Raw genomic sequence first — 24063 nt, 5'->3', positions numbered from 1 at the left:
CGCCCGACCGGCAGAAGGCGGCCGGGCGGTGCTGCCCCCTTGCCAGATTCTTCCCCGCTAGTTGTACGCCCGCGCCACCGGCTTAACCGGCCGACCGGCGAGATATCGGTAGACGCCTTCTTCCAGCGCCTTCTTGTACACCTCCAGCGATTCACCCACGACCGCGATCGTGCGATCGATGTCGGCGTCAGTGTGGGCGGCCGAGACGATCAGGTTCGGGCAGATGACGCCTCGCTTGATCATCTCCTGGAGGAACAGCGTGCGGAACTGCTGGCTGCGGGTTTTGTCGGCGTCCTTGGTGACGTAGATCAGGGCCGCCGGGCGGCCGACGAGATGGAAGTAGTCACGGATGCCGAGCGAATCGATGATGCGGTCGACGCCGTCCTGCAGCCGTTTGCCCTGCCGCCAGAGCGTGCCGATGACGTCGCGGCTCTTGTACTCGTTCATCGTCGCGATGCAGGCGGCCAGCGCGTGGGTTTCGCCGCCGTGAGTGGTGCTGAGGGTGAAGACGCGCTTGCGGTCGGACCGCAGGCCGCCCTGCTCCATGATGTCGCGTCGGCCGCACAGCGCCGACACGCTGAACCCGTTGGCCATCGCCTTGCCGAACGAGCACAGGTCCGGCTTAACCCCGTGGAAAGCCTGGGCTCCGCCGTTGTGCCAGCGGAAGCCGGTGATGATCTCGTCCATCACAAAGACCGCGCCCTTGCGGCGGCAGAGGTCCTGCACCTTCTGCAGATAGCCGGGCTGCGGGGCCTCGGTGTTCTCGGCCTCCATGACCACGCAGGCAATCTTGTCGGGGAATTGGTCGAACAGCGCCTGCAGGCTCGCCAGGTCGTTGTACTTGAACTTCTGGGTGAGCAGCTGCGTGTAGAGCGGAATGCCGGCGTTCATCGCGGTGGTGCCGATGAACCAGTCGTCGACCGCGAAGAACGGGTGGTCGCCGCAGACCGCGATCATGTCGCGCCCCGTAAAGGCGCGCGACAGCTTGACGGCGGCGGTAACGACGTCCGAGCCGTGCTTGGCGAACTTGATCATGTCCTGGTTGACCAGCGACAGGACGGCCTCGGCGGCTTCGACTTCCACCTGGTGCGGCCGGGTGAAGTTGACGCCCATCGGCAAAGCGGCCGCGGCGGCGCGGATGACCGGCTCGTAAGCGTGGCCGAGGATGACCGACCGCAACCCAATGCCGTACTCGATGAACTCGTTGCCATCGACATCCCAGGCATGCGCGCCCTGCCCGCGGGCCATGAAACCTGGGGAATCTTCGGGGAACTGGTCGTCCCCCTTGGCGTAGGTGTGCGCGCCGCCGGGAATCAACGCGTGCGCGACCGCCTGCAGCTTTCGGCTGTTGGCGTAGGACCTGCTGGTGGGAAACGTCGTATCGGCGGCACCGTCAGACATCGGTGGTTGTCCCTGTCGAAGAGGACGTCCTTCGGTCGCCCGCTCGACGCAGGCCGATTTGACCAAGGCACGCAGTACCCGTTTCGACGGCCGGAGCTGTCGATGCGGGGGTACTTTGCGTAAGCATCGGCAAATCAGCCGCGCGGCAGAAGATGCGAGAAACACCTAAACGATGTCCGCCGGCCCCGAGTGGTCAACCTGGGGTGGCTGTAGTGTATATGACGGCTGGGTCCGGCCGTGAATCGCGCCGAGCGTGACATGCGAGCCGCGACCACCTCCCTGCGGGCGCGGCTCGCACGGGCAATCAGTACCGATGGGCATGGCCCTGCGGCACGCGGCTGGGACGGCCCATGCTCCCGGCCGGGCTGCCACGGAACCGGGCCGACTGCCCCGGCCGCTCCTGCGGATGCAGCACGTTGCCGTTGACCTCGCGCGGGCCGCGAACGTCACGCGTCTCACGAACCTGATCGACAGCGATCTCCGCGACCTCGGCGATCAGCCGACGGACATGATCCGCGGCCAGTCCCTTGTCGGTCTTCCGCATTTCGTATTCGACGGTCTCGCCGTCGCGAAGGGACCGAAAGCCGTCCCCTTCGATGCTGGAGAAATGAACAAAAACGTCCTCACCGTCGGGGCTGACGATGAAGCCGAAACCCTTTTTCGAATCGAACCACTTAACCGGACCGGTAGGCATGGCCAACTCCAATGAAATGATGACTCGCCCAACGGAGAACCCACGCGCAGGGCGCGTGCCATACGGCGAACACAACAGAATGACCGGCCACTTCCAAGGCGTTGGACGGTGCTCGCTGATCACCCGATGAGGCCACGCAACTGCGTGCAGCGTGCCGGGCGACGGCAGGCACCGAGCGGATGTGTACGACAACCCCTACAACGCAACGACCCGAAAGTCGCAAGGCACAAGACGTGGTTCTCCCTTTTTCACACCACCGATGAGACGCTCAAACATTCCGGCGATCCCCGACGAAATGTCTCTCCCAGAGCTACAAACCTCTCGGCATGTTCCTGTCTATTATCGGACCCCGTTCCGCGTTGTCTAACTTCCCTATTTTCCTGAACAGATTCTTCAAATCCCTTGTTTCAGCAGCCAATCCGTCGCCGATGCCGCGGCTCGAGCCTTATCCACCGGCGCGAGTGTCAGCCGGCTCGCATTCCCGTCGGGGGCATAGGCGGCGGTCACAAGGTCCACCCCGTTGCCCTCGCCGGCCAGCCAGAGCGGGTGCGGAGCACTGAGCGCGAGCAGACCGGGCACATCAAGGTACTTGGCCCCACCCGGCAGAAACTGCGGGTCGCGGTAATCCAGCAGCTTGCCGAACCGGAAACCCCCGGTGTCCACCGCGGCGCGGTCGATCTGGCCGCCGGCGATCGCCCGGGCGGCGGCAACGATCGGCCCGGTCCCGCCGAGCCCGACCACGTCAACCCGGGTCACCTTCGGGTGCGACCCGTACTCCGCCGTCCGCAGGAAACTCACCGCCGTCAGCACGTCGTGGGTCCGCTGGGCAAACAGCGCATGGTTGTAGCCGAAGGTGTAGCCGGCAAATTCGCGCGGGTTGGCGACCTTTCGGGTCTCCTTCAATGGCTGTCCCTCCGCGAGGAATTCGCCCTGCATCAGCAGATCGATCCCCAGCACCGTCGCGCCCGACTTCACCAGCCGCAGCACATCGGGCTGCACCTTACCGTCGGCGGTGTACAGCGAAGACTTGCCGCCGTCGCCGAGCCAGACCACCGCATGCCCGTCCCAGTCCTTCGGAAAGAGCCAGACGACCGGTAGCTCTTCCTTATACGTCTTGTTCCTAAGCAGGCCGTTCATTTCGATGTAGTCACCGCGGTCGGTCTTGAGCTTCAGTTCCCACTCGCCCTTACCCGCCGTCGCGATGCTGCGGCCGATAAGCACTTCGACCGCCGGCGCGATCTCCTTCTTCAGACCCTCGAGCGATGCGGCGGCGGAACGAAGCTGCTTGTCAGCGTCGTCGGCGAGCCACTTGAGTAGCTTGCGTTCGAAGTCGGCGTCGTCGGCCTTGGGCGCGGGGTGTTTGTCATCCCACACCGTGAGCTGCGCGCGTGTCAGGGGCTCGAAGTCTTTCTCGATCACCGGCTCGGGAAAGCCGAGCTTGAAGTGCTTGTTCAGCAACGTGTAGAAGGCCGACCGCGAGACGGCATTGTAGTTGTGCGGAAAGTGCTCGCCGCGATGGAGCATCACGTTGTTCGGCGCGCCCAGAAACTTGTAGAGCTGCTGAAGCTCGGGGAAGCCCTTGGTGGACATCTCCTTCGTCCAGTCGTTGGCGGTCGTCATGCCCTGCGGCTTGGGCGCGAACAGCCCGGCGAACTCGATGTTGCCGGTGTTGACGCGGAGCAGCGACGAGCTCTCACAGGTGCAGCCCCCCTGCATCGCCGTGCTGACCATGACGGCGGGGAACGACAGCGTGATGCGCGGATCGATCGCCGCCAGCAGCATCGTCTGCGTGCCGCCGCCGCTGGCACCGGTGATCGCGATGCGCTTGGGATCGATCTCGGGCAGGGTCATCAGGAAGTCGAGCGAGCGGACGGCATTGAGCGTCTGCAGGCCCATGATGCTCTGCAGACGGGCTTCGGCCTGTGCACTGTAGAGGCCCCAGTTCTCGAGCGTGTTGAACTCCGGCCGCTGCTTGGCGAAGCGATGCACGGTCTGGGCAGAGAACTGGATCGCGTCAGAATCGCTCAGCATGTCCCACTGCCAGACGATGCACCCCATGCGGGCAAGCTGCACGCACATCGACTGGAACCGGCTGCGGCCGCCTTTCTCGAAGCGCTCCTGGCCGGTGGCGATCTCCTTGCGAACATTCGCTTCAGACTCTTCGGAGAGCCGGGCGTCTTTCCAATGACCGTGGGCGAACATCACGGCGGGGTATTTCAGCGGCGGCGCTCCGATTCCGGTCGATCCCTTCGGCCGGTAGAGGTTCCCCGTGACGAACAGCCCCGGCACGCTTTCGAAGTAAACCTTCTCGACCGTGTAGTCGCCGCAATCGATGCTGCCGTGGATGACGGCGTTCAGCGGCGTCTTCGTCGGCATCGGCCAGAGGCCCTGCGACACCAGGATCTGCCGCCGGACGTAATCCGCCCGCTTCGCCCAGGCGTCTTTGTCCGTCGGCGGCGTGAACGGAAAGTAGCCGTTGAGGTCCTTCAATGGCTCGAGCCGACTATCCGCCGGAAGCGTACCGGCCGGCAGAACGCGCGGGGCATCGGCGGATGCGGCTTGCGCCAGTGCAGCGACGACCAGCACGCACGCCGTGCGGACGAGAACGCCACAGAGGCGCAGAGACACGGAGGGCAAACGGGTCTTCAGCACGGTCGTGCGAACGTTCTTTTGAAGCAAGTCGAGTTCGCCCCAGGTCCATCGGGCAGAGTTGGCCGTCTGTGCCCCTGTGCCTTTGTGGCTTTCCTGCCTTGGGTTACGCAGATGGATCATTTGAAGGTCTCGCTTTCCTGTGTCGCCGAAGCAGAACAAATGACGTGATGCCGAAGTTCGATACCACGCAGAGGTCCGGTCGTTCGCATCGTCGTGGTCGCTTGAAGCATGATGCACTTTTAACGCGGCTTTCGCAGGTCCGAGCGGGTGGGCAAGTGCGTAGCATCGTTTCAGGTGAACACCATGACTGAAACCACGCCAACGGCGAAGAAGCTCGACGAACTGTACGACCTGATCAAGGAGATGAAGATCGCGCTCATGACCACCCGTCGATCCGATGGTCTTCTCGTGACGCGTCCGATGGCGACGCAGAAGCGAAATCCGATCGCCGACCTCTGGTTCGTCACCAATATCGAGACTCAGAAAATCGACGAGCTCGAGGACGATCCGAATGTGAACCTGGGCTACTACAACCACGGCACGTATGAGTGGGTGTCGGTCAGCGGCAAGGCGACACTGAGCCAGGACCGCAGGCTCATCCGGGAGCTGCATCAGCCCGACTGGCAGGCCTGGTTCGGCGACGAAGGCGGCAACCGCAACGGCGGCCCCGACGACCCTCGGCTGGCATTGATCCTGGTAGACGCCGTCTCGGTCGTCTACACCAAGAGCAAGCACTCCCGCCCGCGAGCCCTTTTCGAAATCGCCAAGGGAATGCTGACCGGTTCGGAACCGGACATCAGCCGGGAAGAGCATCTCTCGGCGGCGGAGTTGAGATGATCTCTTGACCTAGTCCGCATTGACTGGACGACGGAATCTCGACGCAGTCGCCATGCCGCAGAGCGGGACCAAGTTCCGTCGCGCCTTCCAAAGGTGGAACTTGCAGAACGTTAAATCAGCGACGATCGCTTTCAAATCGCTGGTGTGTCGTGTGTTCGACGTTACCCGCGCGGTCCACAGACCGGCCAACGTAAGCTCGGTCGTTCGACGCCTCAAGCGTGATCGTCCAGTCAGCCACACCGGCGTGGCGTGCTGTGATCGTGGCGGGTTGACCATTGACGGAAACGGTAGCGATCTCACCGTTGTCATGGGAGACGCCCGATACGATTCGGCGATTGTCTTCCGTTCGCACTTGGGTGATCAGGGTAGCAGGAGGAAGGTTGTCCGATAAATGAAGTAGTTGGGGAAAGACGACACCCGCTGCGATGCCAGCCCGCGCTTCGCCGCCGGTCCAGCCGTCGATGATTCGAAAATCTCCGCGGCTCTCGATGTCGAGCGATCTTTCGCTGATGACACGAGTGACTTCGCCGGCGGCTGGCCAATCGTGAAAGTAGTAACGGACTGGATTGTCAACGCGGTTGGTCCGAGGCCCGCCGCCGAAGTTGACGACGCCGTCGTTCGACACGCTGTTGATGACGACGATCCCGCGAAAATGCCCTGAGAGCCCTGGTTTCGCTGCCCGGTGCGTGAGTTGCACGAGGGGATCGCGGCCGAGGCGGCAGTTTCGGAACGTCAGGCGTTCGTAGGTGAAGTCGCCGTCGGCAAGGCTGTCGTCGTCGTGCCCGCCGTTGATCGGCTCTGCGGTCACGTTGTCCAACTCGATATCGCGGTAGACGTGAAGATCATAGTCGGGGTGGTAAATGCCGTAGGCGGCGTTGCGGACCTTCAGACCGTCGAGCATGAAGCAACGCACGTTGGGCCGGACCGCGTAGTGCTCTTGCCAGCTCCGCAGGTTGCGTACCACAAAGGGGTGCTGAGGGGTTCCGCCGACGGAGCCGTGAACCTCGTCGCCGAAACGGAATCCGAAAAGTCCATTGCCGTGCGACTCGTTGTCTTCGAAGCGAAGGAATGGCACCGCGCGAACGTCCTGGCCGGCGGACTTGCCATCGGGCCCTCTCAGCTGCATGACGGGATCGAAGACCGACGTTTTGACGATCTGAAAGTGATAGCCGTAACGGTCGTTTTCGCAGGAGACATTGCGTGTGAGCGTATTCCGCCCGTTGGCCCACCAGAACCCAGCGCCGTCGTTGGGGTCATACGACAGGACTTGTTTGGGCAGTGGAGCTGAACCGAACGCCTGCACGGCGAGATTGCGGTCGAGCAGGTTCCATTGCTCGGTCGCGTCTTCGAGGAAGTAGCCGTGGCCGCGCGACTGGTAGCCGACGCAATCGCGGACGATCAGATGGTCGGTGCCGTGAATGGTGACCCAGCGGTTGTGCGAGTCCCAAATACTTGCGCCGATCACGCCGCTGCCCCGCATGGTGTCGCGGACGAGGTGAAAGTGGATCGGGTACTTGCCGAGTACGCCGTCCTTGCCGAGGTGCCGGAACTCGGCGTAGCTGATGCCGCCGATGGAATCGCGGTGGTACATCGTGTGTCCGCGCACACCGCCGGGCTCGGCCGATTCGATGACGACGTTCCGGGAGAGGTTCGCGGCCTCGCACCGCATCAGGCCCTGGCCGTGATGGACGAACTTCAAGGCGCGATCGAGGGTCAGCACCGCGCCGTCGACAGCCTTGATAAGGCATTCCTCGGTGCCCGGCTTCTTCGGTCGGCCGAGCCCCTGGCGAAACCCGCCGCCGGCGTCCGGCCCCTTCAGGTCGCCGGTCGTGACGATGATCCGATCCCCCACGCGCCAGTCAGGGACCGCCGATTCGAGCGTGATCCGAGTGTCACCGGGGCCTGCCGGTTTGGCCAGCTTGAGCCAGGTTCGAGCCATGGGTTCGCCATGCACATCGAATCGTCCGCCACAGGCGATGATCGCAGGGAGCGTTTCGGCGTTGGTGCCCTTGTGATGCCGAAGACGAATCGTTGCCTTGATGCCTGCGGGGATCGGCGACTCCCGCGAGCCGATCTCCAGCGCCGGCTTAACGCCGCCGGGGAGCGCCGCGGGTGCGTCGTCGTGGCAGTCGAATCCGTCTTCGGTGGTCGTCGTGCCGGGCTCGATCTTGATCAGACCGACGTCCAGCAACGTCGACTTCGTCCGCGAGAACCGCAGATTCCCGGCGACATGCAACATGCGCAGCGCGTCGCCGGAATGTACGTCGTACTCGACCGTGTGCCCGGAACGAATCTGAACGAAGTCGCCGGCCTGCGGCTTGCGACCTGCTTCCCAGGTGCCGACGTCCGACCAGTTGCCGCTATTGGCAGAGCGCGCATTGAAGGTCACGGGCTCCGCGGCGGACAGAGCCGTTGCAAACAGCAACAGGCACGCGAATACAGTCCACTTCATCACGGCAGGCCCCGGGTTAGGTGGCACAGGAGTTCGGATCGTGCGCCCTGGGCTGGGGCCCACGCCACGACGTCGCGTCAACACGTAATGGTTACTTCTTCGTCGGCTCGCCGATTTGAATGAGAGTGATATTGTCGTCGCCCTCTCCGTGAACGATGACGAGCGTTCCTTCGTTGACGCTACCCAGGACCTTGTTGGCGGTCCCGATCAGCTTGTACTCGCCGCCGTCGACGCTCTCGTAAACGGGTACGTCGTCACGGAACTTGCTGTAATGCAGGTTGTTTCCGTATCGCTTGGTGAAGCTCTCGGGGAGATCCTTGCCGAGCGTCAGAAGCCGCTCGTTCTTGAACGACACGAACGTGCCCCTGACCTGCTCGACTCTCGCTCCGATCCGGACGAACGCCATCTTCTCGCCGACCATCATGTACCTGCCAGGCTTCACCTCCTTGAGGGCGGCGGCTGTGCCTTTGATTTCTTTGTAGTCATTGATCTCGGGGTCGTATTTGAGGGCCTTGGCGCTCTCGGGAATCTTGTTCCAAACGATCAAGTCGCCGGCATTGTTTTCGAGCGTCAGCGTACCGTCCTTGAACGACACGAACCTGCCGAAGCCGAACTTCTCCTTCTGATCGATCGGCCGCTTTGTGGCGACAGACTCTGTCGGGGCGGCTTCGACAGCGGGGGACCCAGGCGTCTTGCCGGCCGGCGGCTCCGCTGCCCCTGCCGACCCGGACATGGCACCCGCAGCGGCAAGCAACCCGAGGACGATAGAGTAAACAACGCGACTGGCGCTAGTGATCGAATGCAGCACAGATGTGTTACCTTTCAAAGTTGGCACATCCCGCGGTCGCAACGACCGCGAGACAGTACTCGTACCTGGCCGAAGTCTTGTGGCGTGGGTGGCCCGCATCGTTTGCGAACAAAGCTCAGTTCGCTTTCGGCACGCCGATGTCCACTCGCGTGATATTGTCGTCGCCTTCGCCGTGAATGGTCAGGATTGTCCCTTCCTTCACATTGCCCAAGACCTTGTTGGCGGTTCCCACTTGCTTGTACTCGCCGCCGTCGACGCTTTCGTAAGCCGGGATGTCGGCACGGAACGGATTGAAGTGAACGTTGTTCCCATACTTCTTGGTGAAGCTCTCGCCGAGGTTCTTGCCGAGCATCAGGAGACGCCCGTCCTTGAAGGCCACGAAGGTGCCCACGGTTTGCCCCTTCCTCGCGCCGATGCGGATCATCGCCTTTCCGGACGTCACCGACACTGGCGTTCCGGGCTTCGCCTGGTTCAGTGCCGCCGCGGTCCCTTCGTACTGGCGATATGAATTGGATTGGACGTCGTACACCATCGCCTTAACGGTCTCAGTGATGCCGGTCCAGACGAGGTGCGCACCGGCGTTGCTCTCGACGGTCAGGGTGCCGTCCTTGAACGACACGAATCTGCCCCAGCCGTTCTTGTCTTTTTGATCGACGGTTTCCTTCGCGGCGGGTTTGTCCGGGGACGATTTCTTTTCCGCTTGCGGCTCGGCCGCGACGACCGTCCAGGGGACGACGCCCAGCGCACTGAACAATCCGAGTGCGATCGCATAGGTCGCCACGGCTCGACGGGAAACGGGCTTGATAAAATGCATGGCTACGATCCTTTTTCCGAGCGATTGACCAGACCCCGCTGCCGCAAGCGACAGTGCGGGTTGTGTTTGATGACGGCTAAACTTGCCGACAACCGCCACCAGCAACGTGGCATAGCCGATCGGGTCTTGTCGCTGTTTAAGAACAGCCAATTCGTCGGCGGCGATTTCCTGTGACAGCCGCAACCGCCGTTCGCAAAGCCAGGCCAGCGGGTGAAAGAAGAACACGGCTCGGATGACCGACGCGAGCAGTCCCCACGCCAGGTCGGCCCGGCGGAGATGTGCGAGTTCGTGGCCGATCACCATGGCGCGTTCCGGATCGGCAAGTCGCCTGAGCGTAGTCGAGGGGACGACGATAGCCGGCCGAAGAATCCCGACGAGCAGCGGACTGCCGTCACCATCGGACTCCAGGACAGGCGGGTGGCCTGTCATCCCGAACGACCGCGCGATCGCCGCCAATTGGCATAAAAACCTTCTGTCCTCGCTGCGACGGCATGCGGATTTCAATCGGCGGGCGGCCAGGCAGGCGACGAGTATTCGCACCGACAGGCACGCCGTAACCAGCAGCCAGCCGACGAACATGACCAAAAGCGGCATCAGCATGGGGGAGAGCGTTCTCTCCGACGTAAACTCCGCTGCCACATCGGTTTGTTCCGACGCGACAGAAGTGCCCGCCTGAACGACTACTGCATCCGGGGGTGCCAGCAGCGGAATGCCGATCGGCGTCGACCAGACCAATGCGACCACGAACTTGAGCGCGACCAGCCGCCACATCCAACTCTGGAATCGAGCGGGTATTGACGGCGCGAGCCAACAGATGAGCCATACGAAAAGGGTGAAGACGCCGCCCTGCCAACTAGCCCGCCAGACGGCCGACGACCAGAGTTCCGACAAGCCATTTAAACCGCTCATTTCTTCCCTCCGTTTCTCTCCTGTTCCAGATCGCGAACCAGTTGTTTCAACTGGTCAAGATCGTCCTGCGATACCGCGCCATCTTCAGAGAGGTAGGCCACGAACGGCGAGACCGAACCGGCCAGGGTCTTGTCGACGAAGGACTTCACCAGCCCGCGAAGCAACGCCTTCTTTTCGACCTTGGTTGAATACTGGTACGAGCCGTCGACCTGCTTGCGGCTCAGATAGCCCTTCTTACGCAGCCGCTCCATCATGGTCAGAATGGTCGTGCGCGCCTGACCCGAGGTCCGGGCGAAGTGGGCCGCGACATCGGCCACGCTGAGGGGGCCGTGGTCGCCGAGGTACCGAAGCACCTCGATTTCAGTCGATCCAAGGGCGGGCTTGCGGTCTGCCATTCTCATTCCCTTTTAGTTGGGCGGAGCTGTGACTACTAGCGTAGGCAGAGAATAAGCGTGACTACCGAAGTAGTCAACAAAAACCTCAACCCATTGGAGCCCCACGCTGCCTACTCCGGACCGACCGCTCACACCAAGCCCTTGATGGGCTCGCCCTGGTACAGGTAGTGCGGCCTGCCGCCGAAGTCCTGCCAGGTGGCCTCGCGTGAAATGCCGAGTGCGTTGTAAATCGTGGAAGCCAGGTTCTCCGGACGCTGCGGGTCGGACGCGGGGTGGCCGCCGATCTTGTCGCTGCTGCCGACAACCGCCCCGCCGCGGACACCGCCACCGGCGAGAAGGACCGACTGCACCGCGCCCCAGTGATCACGGCCGGCGCCTTTGGCCTTGGGTAGCGTGGAGATTTTCGGCGTTCGGCCGAACTCGCCGGCCATCACGATCAGCGTTTCGTCCAGTTCGCCGCTGGCCGAGAGATCATCGAGCAGGGCGCTGACGGCCTGGTCCATCGGCGGGAGCAGGAAGTTTTTCAAATTGGGGAACGCGTTCTGATGCGTATCCCACGCCTCGTTGTTGCCGAGGTTGACCTGCACCAGTTTCACACCGGACGTGATGAGCCGCCGCGCCATCAGCAGGCTCCAGCCGAAGCTGTTGCGGCCGTAGCGGTCGAGGGATTTGGGGTCGGCACGATCGAGACTGAACGCCTCGCGGGTCTTCGGATCAGTCAGCAGCGAGATCGCCAGTTCGCGGTGCCGGTCGAGTTGTTCATCGCCGGCGAGTTTGTCGTACGCCGCCACCTGCTTCTCGAGTTGGTCCCGCAGGCCGACCCGGCTGGCGACGCGGTCGAGCGTGAGGCCCTCGGGCAGGCTGAGGTACGGCGCCTGAAACCGCAGGCCGTCATCCTTCTGCAGCCCCGTCTCGTGATGAAACAGGTACTGCGGATACGCGCCGTAGTGAATCGGATGGTACGGCGACATCTCCAAAAACCAGGGATCGGCCCGCGTACCCATCATTCCGCCGAACTGACCGGGAATGGTCCGACCGGTGCGGTGGACGATCTTGTCCGGCAGCACCAGCGCCGGCGGCAGATTGTTCACCGGCTTCAGCGACGCCGCCGCGAGCGAGGCGATGCTCGGCCAGTCGGTGTTCTTGGGCTTGCTCGGATCAAAGCCGATCGGGATCTCGCTGCGGCCGGTCAACATGATGTGATGGGCCTGAGAGTGTTCGTTGCTTTCGTGCGTCAGCGAACGAACCAGCGCGTACTTGTCCGACCGCTGGGCGAGCATCGGCAGGTGCTCGCAGATGTGCGTGCCCGGCGTCGCGGTGCGGATGGGTTTGAACTCCCCGCGGATGTTGTCCGGGGCATCGGGCTTCATGTCGAAGCTTTCGTGCTGAGCCAGCCCACCGGACAGGAAGATGTAGATGACCGACTTGGCCTTGGCTGACTTCGCCCCGGTCGCCCCGGCGAGCGACTGCAGCGCCGAAAGGTGATTCATCCCCAGGCCCAGCAGGCCGATCGCACCGGCCTGGATCGCCTGTCGGCGGGTCAAGCCGACGCCGGGGTGCATGGGCACGCCGCCGGACGTCGGCGAGGATTGGGATCGCGTGTTCTTCATGTTCCACCGAGCCAGAGGTGAAGGCGTCTCCCGCCTGCTCGATCGGTGTTACCTCGCTACGGCCGGGCGTGTTGCAACGTGCCGGCAGCTCGCGACGCCCCTGGATCGCCCTGTTGCTCGCTGGATCAACGAACCGCGTGCTGGCCAAGCGGAAGGGAATGCCGACAGTATCGTCCCAGCATGCCTACTGCCCTGCCCGAAAGATCGACCGATCGCCTCCTCGATCCGATGGACCGCATCTCCGAAGTGCTCTTCGGCCTGATCATGGTCTTGGGATTCACTGGCTCGCTCAGCGCGGCCGAGGCGGGCCAGGCGGCGGTGCGCACCATGCTGTTCGGGGCGATCGGGTGCAATCTGGCGTGGGGACTGATCGACGCCGTGATGTTCCTGATGGCCTGCCTCAGCGAAAAGGGACAGACCCTGCGTACCTGGCGTGCGGTGCGAGCCGCCACCAACGCCTCTGAAGGCCAGCAAGCGATCGCCAAAGCCCTGCCGGCCGCGGCGGCGTCGCTGCTGCGACCGGCTGAACTGGAACTGATGCGTCAGCGCGTCCATGAACTGGCGGAGCCGCCGCCCTACCCCAGACTGCGAAAGGACGATTGGCTCGGTGCGGCGGCCATCTTCGCGCTCGTATTCGTCTCCACCTTTCCCGTGGTGTTGCCGTTCCTGTTCATGAGCCATCCCGCTAACGCCATTCGGCTATCGAACGGCATCGCGATCGCCCTGCTGTTCGTTACCGGATACTCGTTCGGCAAGTGCGCCGCTCTTCGACCGGTCCGTACGGGCGTTACGATGGTGTTGCTCGGTACCGCGATGGTGGGGCTGACCATGGCTCTGGGAGGCTGACCACGCGCCGAGACGTCGCAGGTCCCCCTGTTATCGCAACCCAGACGTAAACGGCGGAGCCGACGCATCGCGCCGACTCCGCCGTATGATCGATCCGTTGATATCTCGTCAGACCATCGACTACTACTTCTTCGGCTCGGCGTTCCAGACCTTAATGTCGTCGAAGAAGCCGTCCTTGCCCGCGACGCCGAGCTCGATCTTGCTCTTGGTCGCATGGCCGATGCCGGAGGACTTGAGGAAGCCGGCGGGCTTGCCGTCGATGGTCACGCGCATCTCGTCGCCGACGGTCTCGACCACCAGCGTGTACCACTTGCCGGCTTCGAGCTTGGCGGGGAACGTCGCGCTGCGCCCCGCGAGCAGCTTGGCCTTCGCGGCCTTCTGCGAAGGGTCCTTCATCTCGTAGATGTCGTTGCGCATCGTCCCGTCGCGCTCATCGATCAGCGTGACACCGTTCAGCCGCACCTGCGCCCGGCAGATGTGGCCATAGTGGGCACCGGTGTACTTCCGGTCGTCGAACTCGACGTCGATCATCGACGCGCCTTCGAACTTGATCTTCACTTCCACGACGCTGTCCTTCGTCGGGATCTCCAGGCCATGGACGGCGGCGTGCGGGGTGACCGCAGGCTTGCCACCCTCGGCAGGGATGGCCTTGTCGCGGGTCTGCGTTCCCTTGAGCGCGCCCTTCTCGACCGCGAATGTCGGCACGACCTTGTGCCACACCTTCGCGGGCTCGGCGCCTTCAAAGTCGTCGGAGAAAAGCACTTCCTTCTTATTGGCAATCGATTCAGCCGGAATCGCCGGCGGCTCGGCCGCGAAAGCCGAAGCACTGAGGGCAAGAGACAAGGCGAGCATGAGGCGGTTTTTCATGGCGTTCGTTGGGTTGGGGTGGCAGGGCACGAATCGTCCACGCGGACCGATCCTGCCTACGCAGAGTAGACGCAGGTCGGCCCGATGTTGAACTGCCAGACAAAAAGACGGCAGTCCCCGCCGATTCACTCGGGCGGAGACTGCCGTCTGAACTTGGGATGCCGCATACGCGGGTTAGATCGGCAGCAGGTACTTCGTATCGACCAGCGCGTCGAAGTCGGTGACGGTGTCGGCGAGCTTCACGATGAAGCGATCGGCCCCACCGCCGCCGGTCAGGGTGTCGATGCCGGAACCGCCGTAAAGCGTGTCCTTCCCACCGCCGCCGGTGAGGTTGTCGTCGCCGGCGCCGCCGTCGAGTTCCGAGCGGATGGTGACGGCGTTGTCGATGACGGCAGTGTCGTTGCCGGCTCGCAGCTCGGCTTCGATTTCCTTCACGTCGGCGACCTTGAACTGCGTCGTGACGCCGTTCAGGGTGACGTCGAGCAGCGTGGCGTCGATCGCATTGAGGGCGACGTTGAGCTTGTCATCGCCGGAGGTGCCGAGCACCTTCACTTCGCCCTTCCTGAGCGTCACCGAGGGGCCGACCGGCTTGACTTCCGGGGGCTTCGGCGGCTTCGGGGGTTCCGGCGGCTTGGGCGGCTTGACGGTCTGCGTCACCTGTGTGTCGGTGCCGGCAACAAAGTCGGTCAGCACGTCGCCGGTGGTGACCTTGAACTTGTCGGCGCCTGCGCCGCCGGTCATGGTGTCGACACCGTCTCCACCGTCGATTTCGTCGTTGCCGTCGCCGCCGGTCAGGCTGTCATCGCCCGAGCCGCCTTTGAGCTCGGCCTTGACGGCGATGCCGGTGCCGATCGTCGCGGTGTCGTTGCCGGCACCGAGCGACGCCTCGATCTTCTTCACCAGCGCGACCTTGAACTGCGACGTGACGCCATTGAGCGTGACATCGAGCAGTGTCGCGTCGGTCCCGTTGACGACCACCGCAAGGGTGTCGGCGGCGTCGGTGCCTTTGATTTCCAGTTCGCCATCGGACTCGAGTTCAATGGGGCTTCCCGACAACAGACGTCGAGACTCGATGCTTTCCAAAATGCTGCGCATTTGGCCTCCGTCGCAAAGATTTGGTGTGGGTGGGTCGCGGCCGACACACTGACGGCGCGACGCGGACAGGCTGGAACAACGCGGGAGTATCGACAGAGCTCTTGCCGACTTCTCGCGTCGATCGTTTTCCTCTGCCGCTATTCCCGCCAGAAGAATCCCACCCAACACGAAATCGCACCCCACAGGAAAATTCCTCGACGCTCGCAATGGCGACTCAGCGCACCCCATTCGCAAACGATGATGGTCAACACAGCGAGCTGAGCCACAGGACAGGAGGGCCGCAGCAGCTACGACGTTGCCGACCCATTCCGGACTTCACTGACCTGAAAAGGGCGGTCGAGCGGTCTAACCGAATCCCTATAAATCGCGTCCTTACCTGACACGCCGAACGCGACGGCCGGCAGTTTTGGAGCCGGCCGACGCGACCGCAACCCTGTCAGGTGCATGCCATCGGGGATCGCGACACCAACCGTCGCCCGCGGTCGTTCGGCACTATCGTCCCTTTGCTGTCAGATGGAGACTTCCGTGAATCGCACGCTTCGTAACCTTTCCTGTGTTTTTGCCGCAGGCGTCCTGGCTCTGGGCACCGGTTGTGCCAAGACCGGCGAGTCGGCCAACCGCGACCAGTTGACGGCCAATGTCGGCGTCTATCCCCCGCCGCCGGGCAGCAACCCGGTGCTTCGTGCCGCCGTTCCGCCGTTCCTGGAAGTTGCGGCGCCTGGCAATTTCTCCGGCGACAAGCAGCAGCTCGCCCGGATCGCCGGCGACCAATTGACGACCCTGCTCGACCAGACCCGTCGATTTGAAATGGTCGAGCGCACCCAGGTTCAGCAACTGCTGGCCGAACAGAACATGGAAGGCATCGTTCGCCCCGATCAGATGGCCAAGGCCGGCCAGGTGCTCGGGGCGCAGTACCTGCTGATCGGCAAGATCACCAGCTTCCGCATCAAGCAGGAAGCGACCGAAACCGGCATCAATGCCGGCGGTCTTGGCGGCCTGCTTGGCGGTCGCTTCGGTGGCGGCGAAACCGGTTACAACCAGAAGAACGTTCAGATCAAGACCCAGGTTGGCGTTGACCTTCGCCTGGTCGATCCGACCAATGGTAAGATCCTGGTGAGCAAGTTCTCGGAGTTCGATCGCGTGGACTCGGCCGAATCGCTGGGCATCAACGTGATGGGCTTCGGCGGGAAGAATGACGCGCAGATCCAGGTGACCGAAGACGACGCCGGCCGCGTGCTGCGGCTCGCGTTCGACGACGCCATCAAGAAAATGCTGCCGGAGTTGGATGCCAAGATCGCGAAGCTGACCAAGTCGCCGGCTGCCGCTCCAGGTACGGTTACCCAACCCGCCAAAGCACCCGCAACCCCGGTTGCGGCGGCGGCGGCGGCGGAAGTTCCGGTCCCTGTCTCAGCCCCCGCCGTTTCAGCCCCGGCTGTGTCGGCCCCCGCCGTCACCCCTTCGGCCGTCAGCGCCAAGAAGTTCTGCCCGGACTGTGGCGAAGCGATTCCTGCGGGTGCCCGGTTCTGCCCGAAGGATGGCACGAAAATCGAGTAGCGTTCTTGTGGCATGGGCAAGTACTCTTGCCCATGTCCGCTGAATGCCCAGTTGCCGCCGCACGGGCATGAGTACATGCCCATGCCACAAAGAGACTGTTGTCAGCCCCGGCGACGCTCGCCGGGGCTGACGCCGACTTAGCCTTTCGAAACCCTCGCAATTCCAGGAGTCACCATGACTCGCCTTGCCAAACCAACCCATCAATTTCGCACGCTCGTTGTTTCGGTCCTCGCCTTCAGCTTTTCGGGAGCCGGCCAACTGATCGCGCAGCCGTCCAACACCGCCGCACCAGCGGCCGACCCCAAGGCCGTCAAGGCGCAGCTGGTCGAGGCGTTTGCCGCGCTCGAAGACGCCGCCGGGCAGATCCCCGCCGAGACGTCCGACCCGGTCGCGCTGATCGAGAAGATCGGCCGCGACCCTGCCACACTGTTCGCCTGGGTGCGCGACAACACGCACTTCGCCCCCTATCGCGGCTCCCTCCGCGGCGCGGCGGGTGTACTGCAGGATCGCCTGGGTTCAAGCCTGGACCGCAGCCTGCTGCTGGCCGAGCTGCTCCGCGCCGCCGGGTTTGAAGCGCGGCTCGCCCAGGGCGCGGTGACCGATGCCGCCAAGGTCGCGGGCGCGATCCGTCCGATCCCCGCGAACTGGCTGACGTCCGCGCGACCCGCCGATGCCAGCGCCGAACTGACGGCTGCGAATCAAGGCGCGGTCGCGCAGAACGCCGCCGCCGCGGCACGAGTGGCGAAGCATTCAGACGAACTCATCAAACAGCTTGCCGCGTCGGGCCTCGCACCGCAGAAGGGCCAGGCGTCTCAGCCCGCGGCCATCGCCGATGTGCTTGCCGATCACTGGTGGGTTCAACTCAAGCAAGCTGAACAGTGGATCGACGCCGACCCCACGCTTCCGACCGCCAAGCTCGGCGACCGCATCGCCGACGCCAAGACCACCGTCGCAAGTCCGAGCGAGGACGGCAAACTTAAGGCGATTCCGGCCGAATCGGTGCATACGGTCGACTTCAAGGTCGTTGTAGAACGGCTGGAAGGCGGCAAGCTGCTCGAAGCGTCGCCGCTCACGCTCTCGCTTCGCCCGGCCGAACTGCAGGGCAAACGCGTCGTCTACACGCATATCCCCGTCGCATACAAAACACCGACCACCGCCCCGCTGCCGCAGCAGCTCCAGGCGATGACCGCCGTCAGCGAGTACATCCCGGCGTTCATCATCGCCGGTGCGAGCACCGTGAACGACGCAGTCACCGACGCCGGACAGATCAACTCCAATCCCAACCTCGACCGCACCGCCGGCATGGGCAAGGCCACCGGCAGCACGCTCGGCGGATTGGGCGGCGGACTGGCCGGCGACAGCGACACGGCACAGGCTGCCGGCATCTGGACCGCCGAATGGCTGGAGATGACCGTCCGCACGCCGGGCAAACCGGCCCGGACGATCCGCCGCGAGGTGTTCGATCTTGTCGGCCCCGCGGCCCGTGCCAAGGGTGCAGTCACGCTGTCGAAGCTCACGGACGCCGTCCGGCTCGACCGCGCCCTGACGCTGGTCGGCGAGACCGACATCCTGGCGTTCGGCGCCCAGCCGACGCAGGAGTTCCTCGCCAGCCAGTACGCGCAGGCGCTGCTCAAGGCCAAGCGCCGCGTGCTGGCGACGCTCGATGCCCGCATCGCCGCAGCTGGCAAAGACGCGAAGATCAAGCCGATCGATTTCGACCCGCGCACGCTGGCGCTCTCGCCCGCGTGGGGCGCGGCCACCGGCCGGTTCGCCGTGAGCCCGGTCGCAGGAGACGTGTATCTCGATTCCACGAACGTTTTCACGCTCGCCCGCTTCACCCGCGCCACCGCCGACGGCAAGGTTGTTCGGCTCACCCGCACCGACCTGGCGGTCAACGATGTCGCGGTCCGTTCGGGCGTGGATGCGTTCGTAACCCGCGTGAAACAGGGCGTCGCCGATACGGTCGTCGAAGCCGGTGTGGTCGAGACGATGGATACCCTCGCCGGCGAGCAGGCGAGCAAGGCGATCAACACGGTGAACCTGCTTGAAGGGCCGGACGCCGCACTGGTTGCCCTCCCCGGCCGGGCAGCGGATTTGTCCGTCTGGCCGACGGATGCCCGCACCCGCGCCGAGCAGTCGGTCGCCGGTGGCGCAGTCCTGATCGCCACCGCCAAGCCGTCGGCGAGTACCGTCGCTCGGCTGACCGGCCAGGTCGGCTGGTGGAAGGTGGACCCGGCGACGGGTTCGACGATCGGTGTCACCGGCGACGGCTTCCACGCCGCCACCACCGAACGCCAGCAGATCGAGAACAAGGTCAACGGCCTGCTCGACATTCCGTTCCGTCTGAGCGTTGACGAGATGAAGAGCTACTCGCAGAAGGAGTTCATCCAGATGGTGTGCGGCGGCAAGGGTTTGAACGGCCTTCAACTGCTCCGCGCGTTTCAGAACGCCGCCCGATTGCACGAGCTGATCCTGCTGCTGTGACGACACCGGGGACACGGAGAAGCTGCAGAGTTTCGTCTGTCACCCGGGGAGCCGGGAAGAATCGCGAGCCCGGAGGCCGGTCAAGCGGGCCTTGAAGACCCGGGTGGCAGACTCGAGCTTCTCAAATCTCGCAACACCACTGGAAGTGGGACTCTGGATCGACGCAAATAGGTGCCGGTCGTCGGCGAAAAGAAGTGAGCTGGATAGACGTCCAAGATTCGCGCACCGGGACTGCGAATCTCGGTCGGCTGTTTTGAGACGAGTCCTTCGTGGCTGCCCCAGCCGAACGAACGGAGTTCTGCCATGCAATCATCCAACAGACGCTGCCTTGCCCTTTCCGTCAGTCTCTTGGTGTCGCTGCTTTCTCACCCTGTTTTCGCCGCGGCGATCGAGCTGGGTAAGACCGTTCCCGTTCGGGCAGAGACGGGCAATCGCGCCGTCGCTGTCACCATTCGCAATGCCGGCCTCGCCGACACTTACGGCGACACCAAGGCCGCCGACGGCAGGCTGTTTCTGATCATCAGCACGCAGTGGGAGAACGTCCTGCCGGTCAAGATAACAGCGGAGAACAAGAGCATTCCGACTGGGTATAAAATTCCCGATCTGGCCGAGCATGTTTATCTCGTCGTCGACGGTCGCAAGGTCGCCCGGGTCGCCCCGGCGACGGCGAAACTGCCCGGCCATCTCAAGACCCGCGATTTCGATCTGCCCGCCCTGGGGGACACCGCCAAGGGAAACCTGATCTTCGACGTGCCGAAGGATCTGGCCCTGTCGGCGAGCCAGTTTTCGCTGCACTACTACGACCTGACGCACGGCCACTTCTTCGTGCAGATCGCCGGCACACCACCGGCGTCGCCGCTCAAGCCCATCGGCATCGCTCGCAGCAACCAGGTGATGGAGGCCGGCGTGTTCGCCATCAAGCGCGACACCGAGCTGGCCGGCCGCAAGGCACCGGCGGGCATGACGTACGTCACGATCGATTTTCGCGCTGAAAGCACCTTCAAGGCCGACGCCGACGCCACCGCGTTCGATCCCACCGCCAGTCCCGGCAGCAAGATCCGCAAGGCGATCTTCACCGACTGGGCTGAGTGGCAGAAATACGTGAGCCTGCTGGTCGACGGCCAGTACGCCTACGCGGTGGATACCGAACTCTCCGATCTTCCGGTCATTCCACGCCTGCTGCCGGAAGTGAAGACCGGCGGATCGATGGTTTTTCTCGCACCCGCCGAAGCCAAGGGAACGGAACTGAAGTTGAGCTTCCCCGGCGCGCGCAGCGGCACGCAGATCATCCGGCCGACCGCGATCGACCTGTTCGTCGATGGCAATTACATCCGCCCCGCCAAGCGCGATGCCCTGCTGGCGATCAATGATGACCTGTTCAAGGTCGCGATCGTCGGCCAGACAGCACTAGAGACTTTCGCCGACGTGAAGCCAACCAAGGGCCGATTCCTGGTGCTGGATGTAGAGGTGCAGAACACCGGCCGGCAAGGCGAGTTCTTCCAGGTAAAAGACCAGCTCAAGCTGGTGGACGAGCAGGGCGCTCAGCTTGCGGTCAGTGATGCGACATTCGCCGGTATCCGTCGGCCCACGCCGCTGGTCTACATTCCCTCCGGCGAGCAGCGGGCGTTTCAGGTTGTCTACGATGTGGCCGCCGCACTCGCCAAGCCGCGACTGGCGTACGCAGGTATCTCGATGGCGAAGGTGTTCGATCTGCAACCGATCGCCGGGGCAGGCGCCGACCCCGCAGTCGCCGCTTCGCAACCCGCGAACCAGCCCGGCGGCGGCAGGCCCGCCACCGGCCCCGCGGTCGCCGGAACGACGACACCGCCGGTCAAGCCGATCACGCCGCCGCAGGTGACAAAGAAGTCCGAGCTTCCGGCGCGGGTGACGGCGAAGCAGCCCGCCAAGCCGATGGGGCTCGCGGCCGCCGGCCTGACACCCGAGCAGGTCAATGCCGCGATCGACCGCGGTGCGGCCTTCCTGTGGAAAGCACTGGAGAAGGACACCAAGGACTTCAAGAACGGCAACCAGTTCACCGCCCAGCAAGCGCTCATGCTTCTGGCGCTGGTCCACAGCGACCATCACAAGAAGAATCCTGCGTGCGATGCTGCGGTGCGAATGTTCCTGGATGGCGCTGACCCGGTCTCCCTGGGCACCTATGCCGCCGGCGTCTACCTGATGATCGCCGAGCACTTCGGCGACGCGATGTACATGCCGAAAGTCCGCAACGCAACGAGGTACCTGATCGAATCGCAGGGCAAGGGAGGCACCTGGGGCTATGGCGGCAATCGCGACCGCAAGTTCTACGCCGAAACGCCGCCGGACCTGTCGGACCCGCTCAGCATCGTCGGCGGCAAGCCGACCGAAGGCCCCGGCTCCGACGAAGCCGTGATGACCCGCATCAGCAAGCCCGAGGCCGGCGAAGACGGCGACAACTCCGTAACGCAATACGCCATACTGGGCCTGCATTCCGCCGCCCGCATGGGCCTGAAGATCCCCCCGGAACTCTGGAAGAAAACCTACGACACCGTGAAATCCTGGCAACAGGAAGACGGCGGCTTCGGCTACCACGGCGACCGGTCGTATGGCTCGATGACCTGTGCCGGCGTCGGCACACTCACCCTCTGCCGTTATCACATGGGCGAAAAAGAGCCCGGCGTCGACGAGATCATCGAGCGCGGCATCGGCTGGCTGGACGTCAAGTTTTCGGTCACGCAGAACCCGGAGAACAGCGATAGCTGGCTCTACTACTATCTCTACGGCATGGAGCGCGTCGGCCGGATCCTCGACACCGAATACATCGGCGACAACGAGTGGTACCCCTTTGGCGCCAAGATGCTGGTGTCGAAGCAGATGGACGATGGAAGCTGGATTCACACCGGCCAGGAGGCCGACCCGCCGTTGCCGACGAGCTTCGCGTTGCTCTTCCTCACACGGGCCACACCGAACCTGACGATCGCAAAGAAGGAAGGCCCCGGCACACTGAAGACTGAAGTGACCACCCCGCCGATGAACCGCATCTACATCATTATGGATGCGTCGGGCTCGATGCTGGAAGAGATGGGCGGCCGGCAGAAGTTCGCGATCGCCCAGGACGCGGTGATTGCGCTGATCGAATCACTCCCTGAGAACAGCGAGGTCGCGCTGCGTGCCTACGGCTACCGCAAGCGAGCGATCGAGAAGGACGCCGACCTGGATACGGCGCTCATCCTTCCGATGGCGAAGCTCGACAAGAAGAAGGTGATCGACATCGTCCGCGGCTTGCGCTGCCGCGGCAAAACGCCACTGGCCACCAGTCTCACACAGACGGCGCAGGACCTGGCCGGCGCGAAGGACAAGACCAAGCCGATCACGCTGGTGCTACTGACCGATGGCGGCGAAGACACGATGCCGCGGCAGAACCCGGTGAAAGCCGCCGAGGCGATCGCCAAGCTTCCCGGCGTCAGCTTCCAGGTCGTCGGCTTCGACATCAACCGCCAGGACTGGAGCGAGCAGTTGCTCGCGACGGCCCGGGCCGGCAACGGCCAGTACCTGCCGGCGGCGCAGGCGGACATCCTGCTGGCGAAATTGCAGACCGCGATTTTCCGCACGCCCGAGCAGTGGGTCATCTCCGACAGGAACGGCAAGGAGGTCGCCCGCGGCCTGTTCGGCCAGAGCGCCAAGCTGTCACCGGGGCAATACACGGTGACGACAACGATGGCCGGCATCGAGTTCAAACGGCAGGCGTGGGTGAACGCCAACTCGACGACGGTGGCCCGGTTCGATCCGGTGAAGATCGACTTCAGCAAAGCGCCGACGACACCCACAGCGACAACGCCGGTACCGCCGCCGGTGACGCCAGTCCAGCCTCCACCCGTCCAACCCCCGCCCGTGCAGGCAACGGCCACGTCGCCTGCAACCGCGCCCGCCGCGGTGACGCCGGCCAGGCCGAAATTCTGCACCAACTGCGGCAAGCCGCTGACCATCGGCGCGAAGTTCTGCACGAACTGCGGAGCGAAGACGGGCGGGTAACGTGGGCCCGTCTATTGCAGCATATGATCTGCCATTAGAAACTTAAGGCGATGCGCTCATATGCCTACGTCGGCCCACCGGACATTCGCCTTCGATCGCTGGGAAAGCCCGCAGGTCGCGAGATAAGATCCGCTGCTGATGTCCTGACCTGGGCGCGGGACACGGGGCAAGATATCCGTCGGGGGTTCCCTGTCGCAGCAACATATGTCATAGATGAGGAGTCTCGTTTGCTGATCGCCGATCGGCATTCAGAACACGTCGCGTGCGCAGCAGGTAGGAATGTCCTCGCGGCTGGCGAGGTTTTCTTCGTGGTCGAAAGCCCATCGAGTGTTCACATCGATGAAATCAGCAACCAATCGACTGGCTATTGTCCCAGGTCGGACTGCTGGGAAGCCGTAGCGCTGGCGCTCGATCGGATCGGATTATCCCACCCGCGCGACTTTACGACGATATGCACCTTTCGTAAGTGCGGATCGTGTGGAGAACGAAACATTGTGAAGGACGGATGGTTCTATTGCGACGTATGCGGCGAAGCCCTGCCGGAGAAATGGAACTTTACTGATCTCGAGTGACGTATGCGGATACCGAACGAGCAATGGTAACGCCGAGCAGTGCAGCCCGGGACTGCAGACAC

16 protein-coding genes are annotated in these 24063 nt (G+C 63.6%); 6 read left to right on the top strand and 10 right to left on the bottom strand.

Annotated features, from left to right (window positions below):
- Positions 1–57: 57 nt before the first annotated feature.
- From IPV69_RS26605 to IPV69_RS26595, 3 genes are all read right to left on the bottom strand, one after another.
- The gene (locus IPV69_RS26605) at positions 58–1401 is read right to left on the bottom strand and encodes a glutamate-1-semialdehyde 2,1-aminomutase (RefSeq protein ID WP_206292767.1); all 1344 of its coding nucleotides are present in this window, start codon (positions 1399–1401) and stop codon (positions 58–60) included.
- A 304-nt stretch (positions 1402–1705) separates the two neighbouring features.
- Complete coding sequence (locus IPV69_RS27760) at positions 1706–2095, bottom strand: cold-shock protein (RefSeq protein WP_206292766.1); 390 nt, start codon at positions 2093–2095, stop codon at positions 1706–1708.
- A gap of 393 nt (positions 2096–2488) precedes the next feature.
- A complete protein-coding gene (locus tag IPV69_RS26595; protein ID WP_206292765.1) occupies positions 2489–4867 on the bottom strand; it encodes an alpha/beta hydrolase family protein in 2379 nt (792 codons plus the stop codon).
- Between the two features lie 183 nt (positions 4868–5050).
- On the opposite strand from IPV69_RS26595, the gene IPV69_RS26590 reads away from it, so the two are divergent.
- The gene (locus tag IPV69_RS26590; RefSeq protein ID WP_206292764.1) at positions 5051–5584 is read left to right on the top strand and encodes a pyridoxamine 5'-phosphate oxidase family protein; all 534 of its coding nucleotides are present in this window, start codon (positions 5051–5053) and stop codon (positions 5582–5584) included.
- Positions 5585–5699: 115 nt separating this feature from the next.
- Here IPV69_RS26590 and IPV69_RS26585 read toward each other — a convergent pair whose 3' ends face one another.
- From IPV69_RS26585 to IPV69_RS26565, 5 genes are all read right to left on the bottom strand, one after another.
- Positions 5700–8036, bottom strand: a complete 2337-nt coding sequence (locus IPV69_RS26585) for a G8 domain-containing protein (RefSeq protein ID WP_241180040.1) — start codon at positions 8034–8036, stop codon at positions 5700–5702.
- A 91-nt stretch (positions 8037–8127) separates the two neighbouring features.
- Complete coding sequence (locus tag IPV69_RS26580; RefSeq protein WP_206292762.1) at positions 8128–8844, bottom strand: hypothetical protein; 717 nt, start codon at positions 8842–8844, stop codon at positions 8128–8130.
- A gap of 115 nt (positions 8845–8959) precedes the next feature.
- Positions 8960–10567, bottom strand: a complete 1608-nt coding sequence (locus IPV69_RS26575) for a M56 family metallopeptidase (protein WP_206292761.1) — start codon at positions 10565–10567, stop codon at positions 8960–8962.
- The gene (locus IPV69_RS26570) at positions 10564–10962 is read right to left on the bottom strand and encodes a BlaI/MecI/CopY family transcriptional regulator (protein WP_206292760.1); all 399 of its coding nucleotides are present in this window, start codon (positions 10960–10962) and stop codon (positions 10564–10566) included. The genes IPV69_RS26575 and IPV69_RS26570 overlap by 4 nt, the downstream gene beginning before the upstream one ends.
- A 128-nt stretch (positions 10963–11090) precedes the next feature.
- Positions 11091–12572, bottom strand: a complete 1482-nt coding sequence (locus tag IPV69_RS26565) for a DUF1501 domain-containing protein (RefSeq protein ID WP_206292759.1) — start codon at positions 12570–12572, stop codon at positions 11091–11093.
- 180 nt (positions 12573–12752) lie between these two features.
- Here IPV69_RS26565 and IPV69_RS26560 point away from each other — a divergent pair, with 180 nt between their 5' ends.
- Positions 12753–13418 carry a VIT1/CCC1 transporter family protein gene (locus tag IPV69_RS26560; protein WP_206292758.1) on the top strand — a complete coding sequence of 222 codons (666 nt, stop codon included), beginning with the start codon at positions 12753–12755 and terminating at the stop codon, positions 13416–13418.
- 123 nt (positions 13419–13541) lie between these two features.
- Here the strand turns inward: IPV69_RS26560 and IPV69_RS26555 are convergent, their stop codons facing one another.
- Both IPV69_RS26555 and IPV69_RS26550 read right to left on the bottom strand, forming a co-directional pair.
- Positions 13542–14285 (bottom strand): hypothetical protein, encoded by a 744-nt coding sequence (locus tag IPV69_RS26555; protein WP_206292757.1) that lies wholly within the window; start codon positions 14283–14285, stop codon positions 13542–13544.
- A gap of 174 nt (positions 14286–14459) precedes the next feature.
- Entirely contained in the window at positions 14460–15380 is a 921-nt protein-coding gene (locus tag IPV69_RS26550) for a calcium-binding protein (RefSeq protein ID WP_206292756.1), read from the bottom strand.
- 525 nt (positions 15381–15905) lie between these two features.
- Here IPV69_RS26550 and IPV69_RS26545 point away from each other — a divergent pair.
- The 4 genes from IPV69_RS26545 (at position 15906) to IPV69_RS26530 (ending at position 24001) form a co-directional block, all read left to right on the top strand.
- The gene (locus IPV69_RS26545) at positions 15906–16934 is read left to right on the top strand and encodes a CsgG/HfaB family protein (protein ID WP_206292755.1); all 1029 of its coding nucleotides are present in this window, start codon (positions 15906–15908) and stop codon (positions 16932–16934) included.
- 174 nt (positions 16935–17108) lie between these two features.
- Positions 17109–19418 (top strand): transglutaminase domain-containing protein, encoded by a 2310-nt coding sequence (locus IPV69_RS26540; protein ID WP_206292754.1) that lies wholly within the window; start codon positions 17109–17111, stop codon positions 19416–19418.
- 303 nt (positions 19419–19721) lie between these two features.
- Positions 19722–23429, top strand: a complete 3708-nt coding sequence (locus IPV69_RS26535) for a VWA domain-containing protein (protein WP_206292753.1) — start codon at positions 19722–19724, stop codon at positions 23427–23429.
- A gap of 227 nt (positions 23430–23656) precedes the next feature.
- Complete coding sequence (locus IPV69_RS26530) at positions 23657–24001, top strand: hypothetical protein (RefSeq protein WP_206292752.1); 345 nt, start codon at positions 23657–23659, stop codon at positions 23999–24001.
- The last annotated feature ends 62 nt before the right edge of the window (positions 24002–24063 follow it).

It is taken from the genome of Humisphaera borealis, assembly GCF_015169395.1.
GTDB classification, from domain to species: Bacteria; Planctomycetota; Phycisphaerae; order Tepidisphaerales; family Tepidisphaeraceae; genus Humisphaera; species Humisphaera borealis.
The sequence above is the reverse complement of the archived record's forward strand: the minus strand, read 5'-3'. Positions and strand labels throughout refer to the sequence as shown.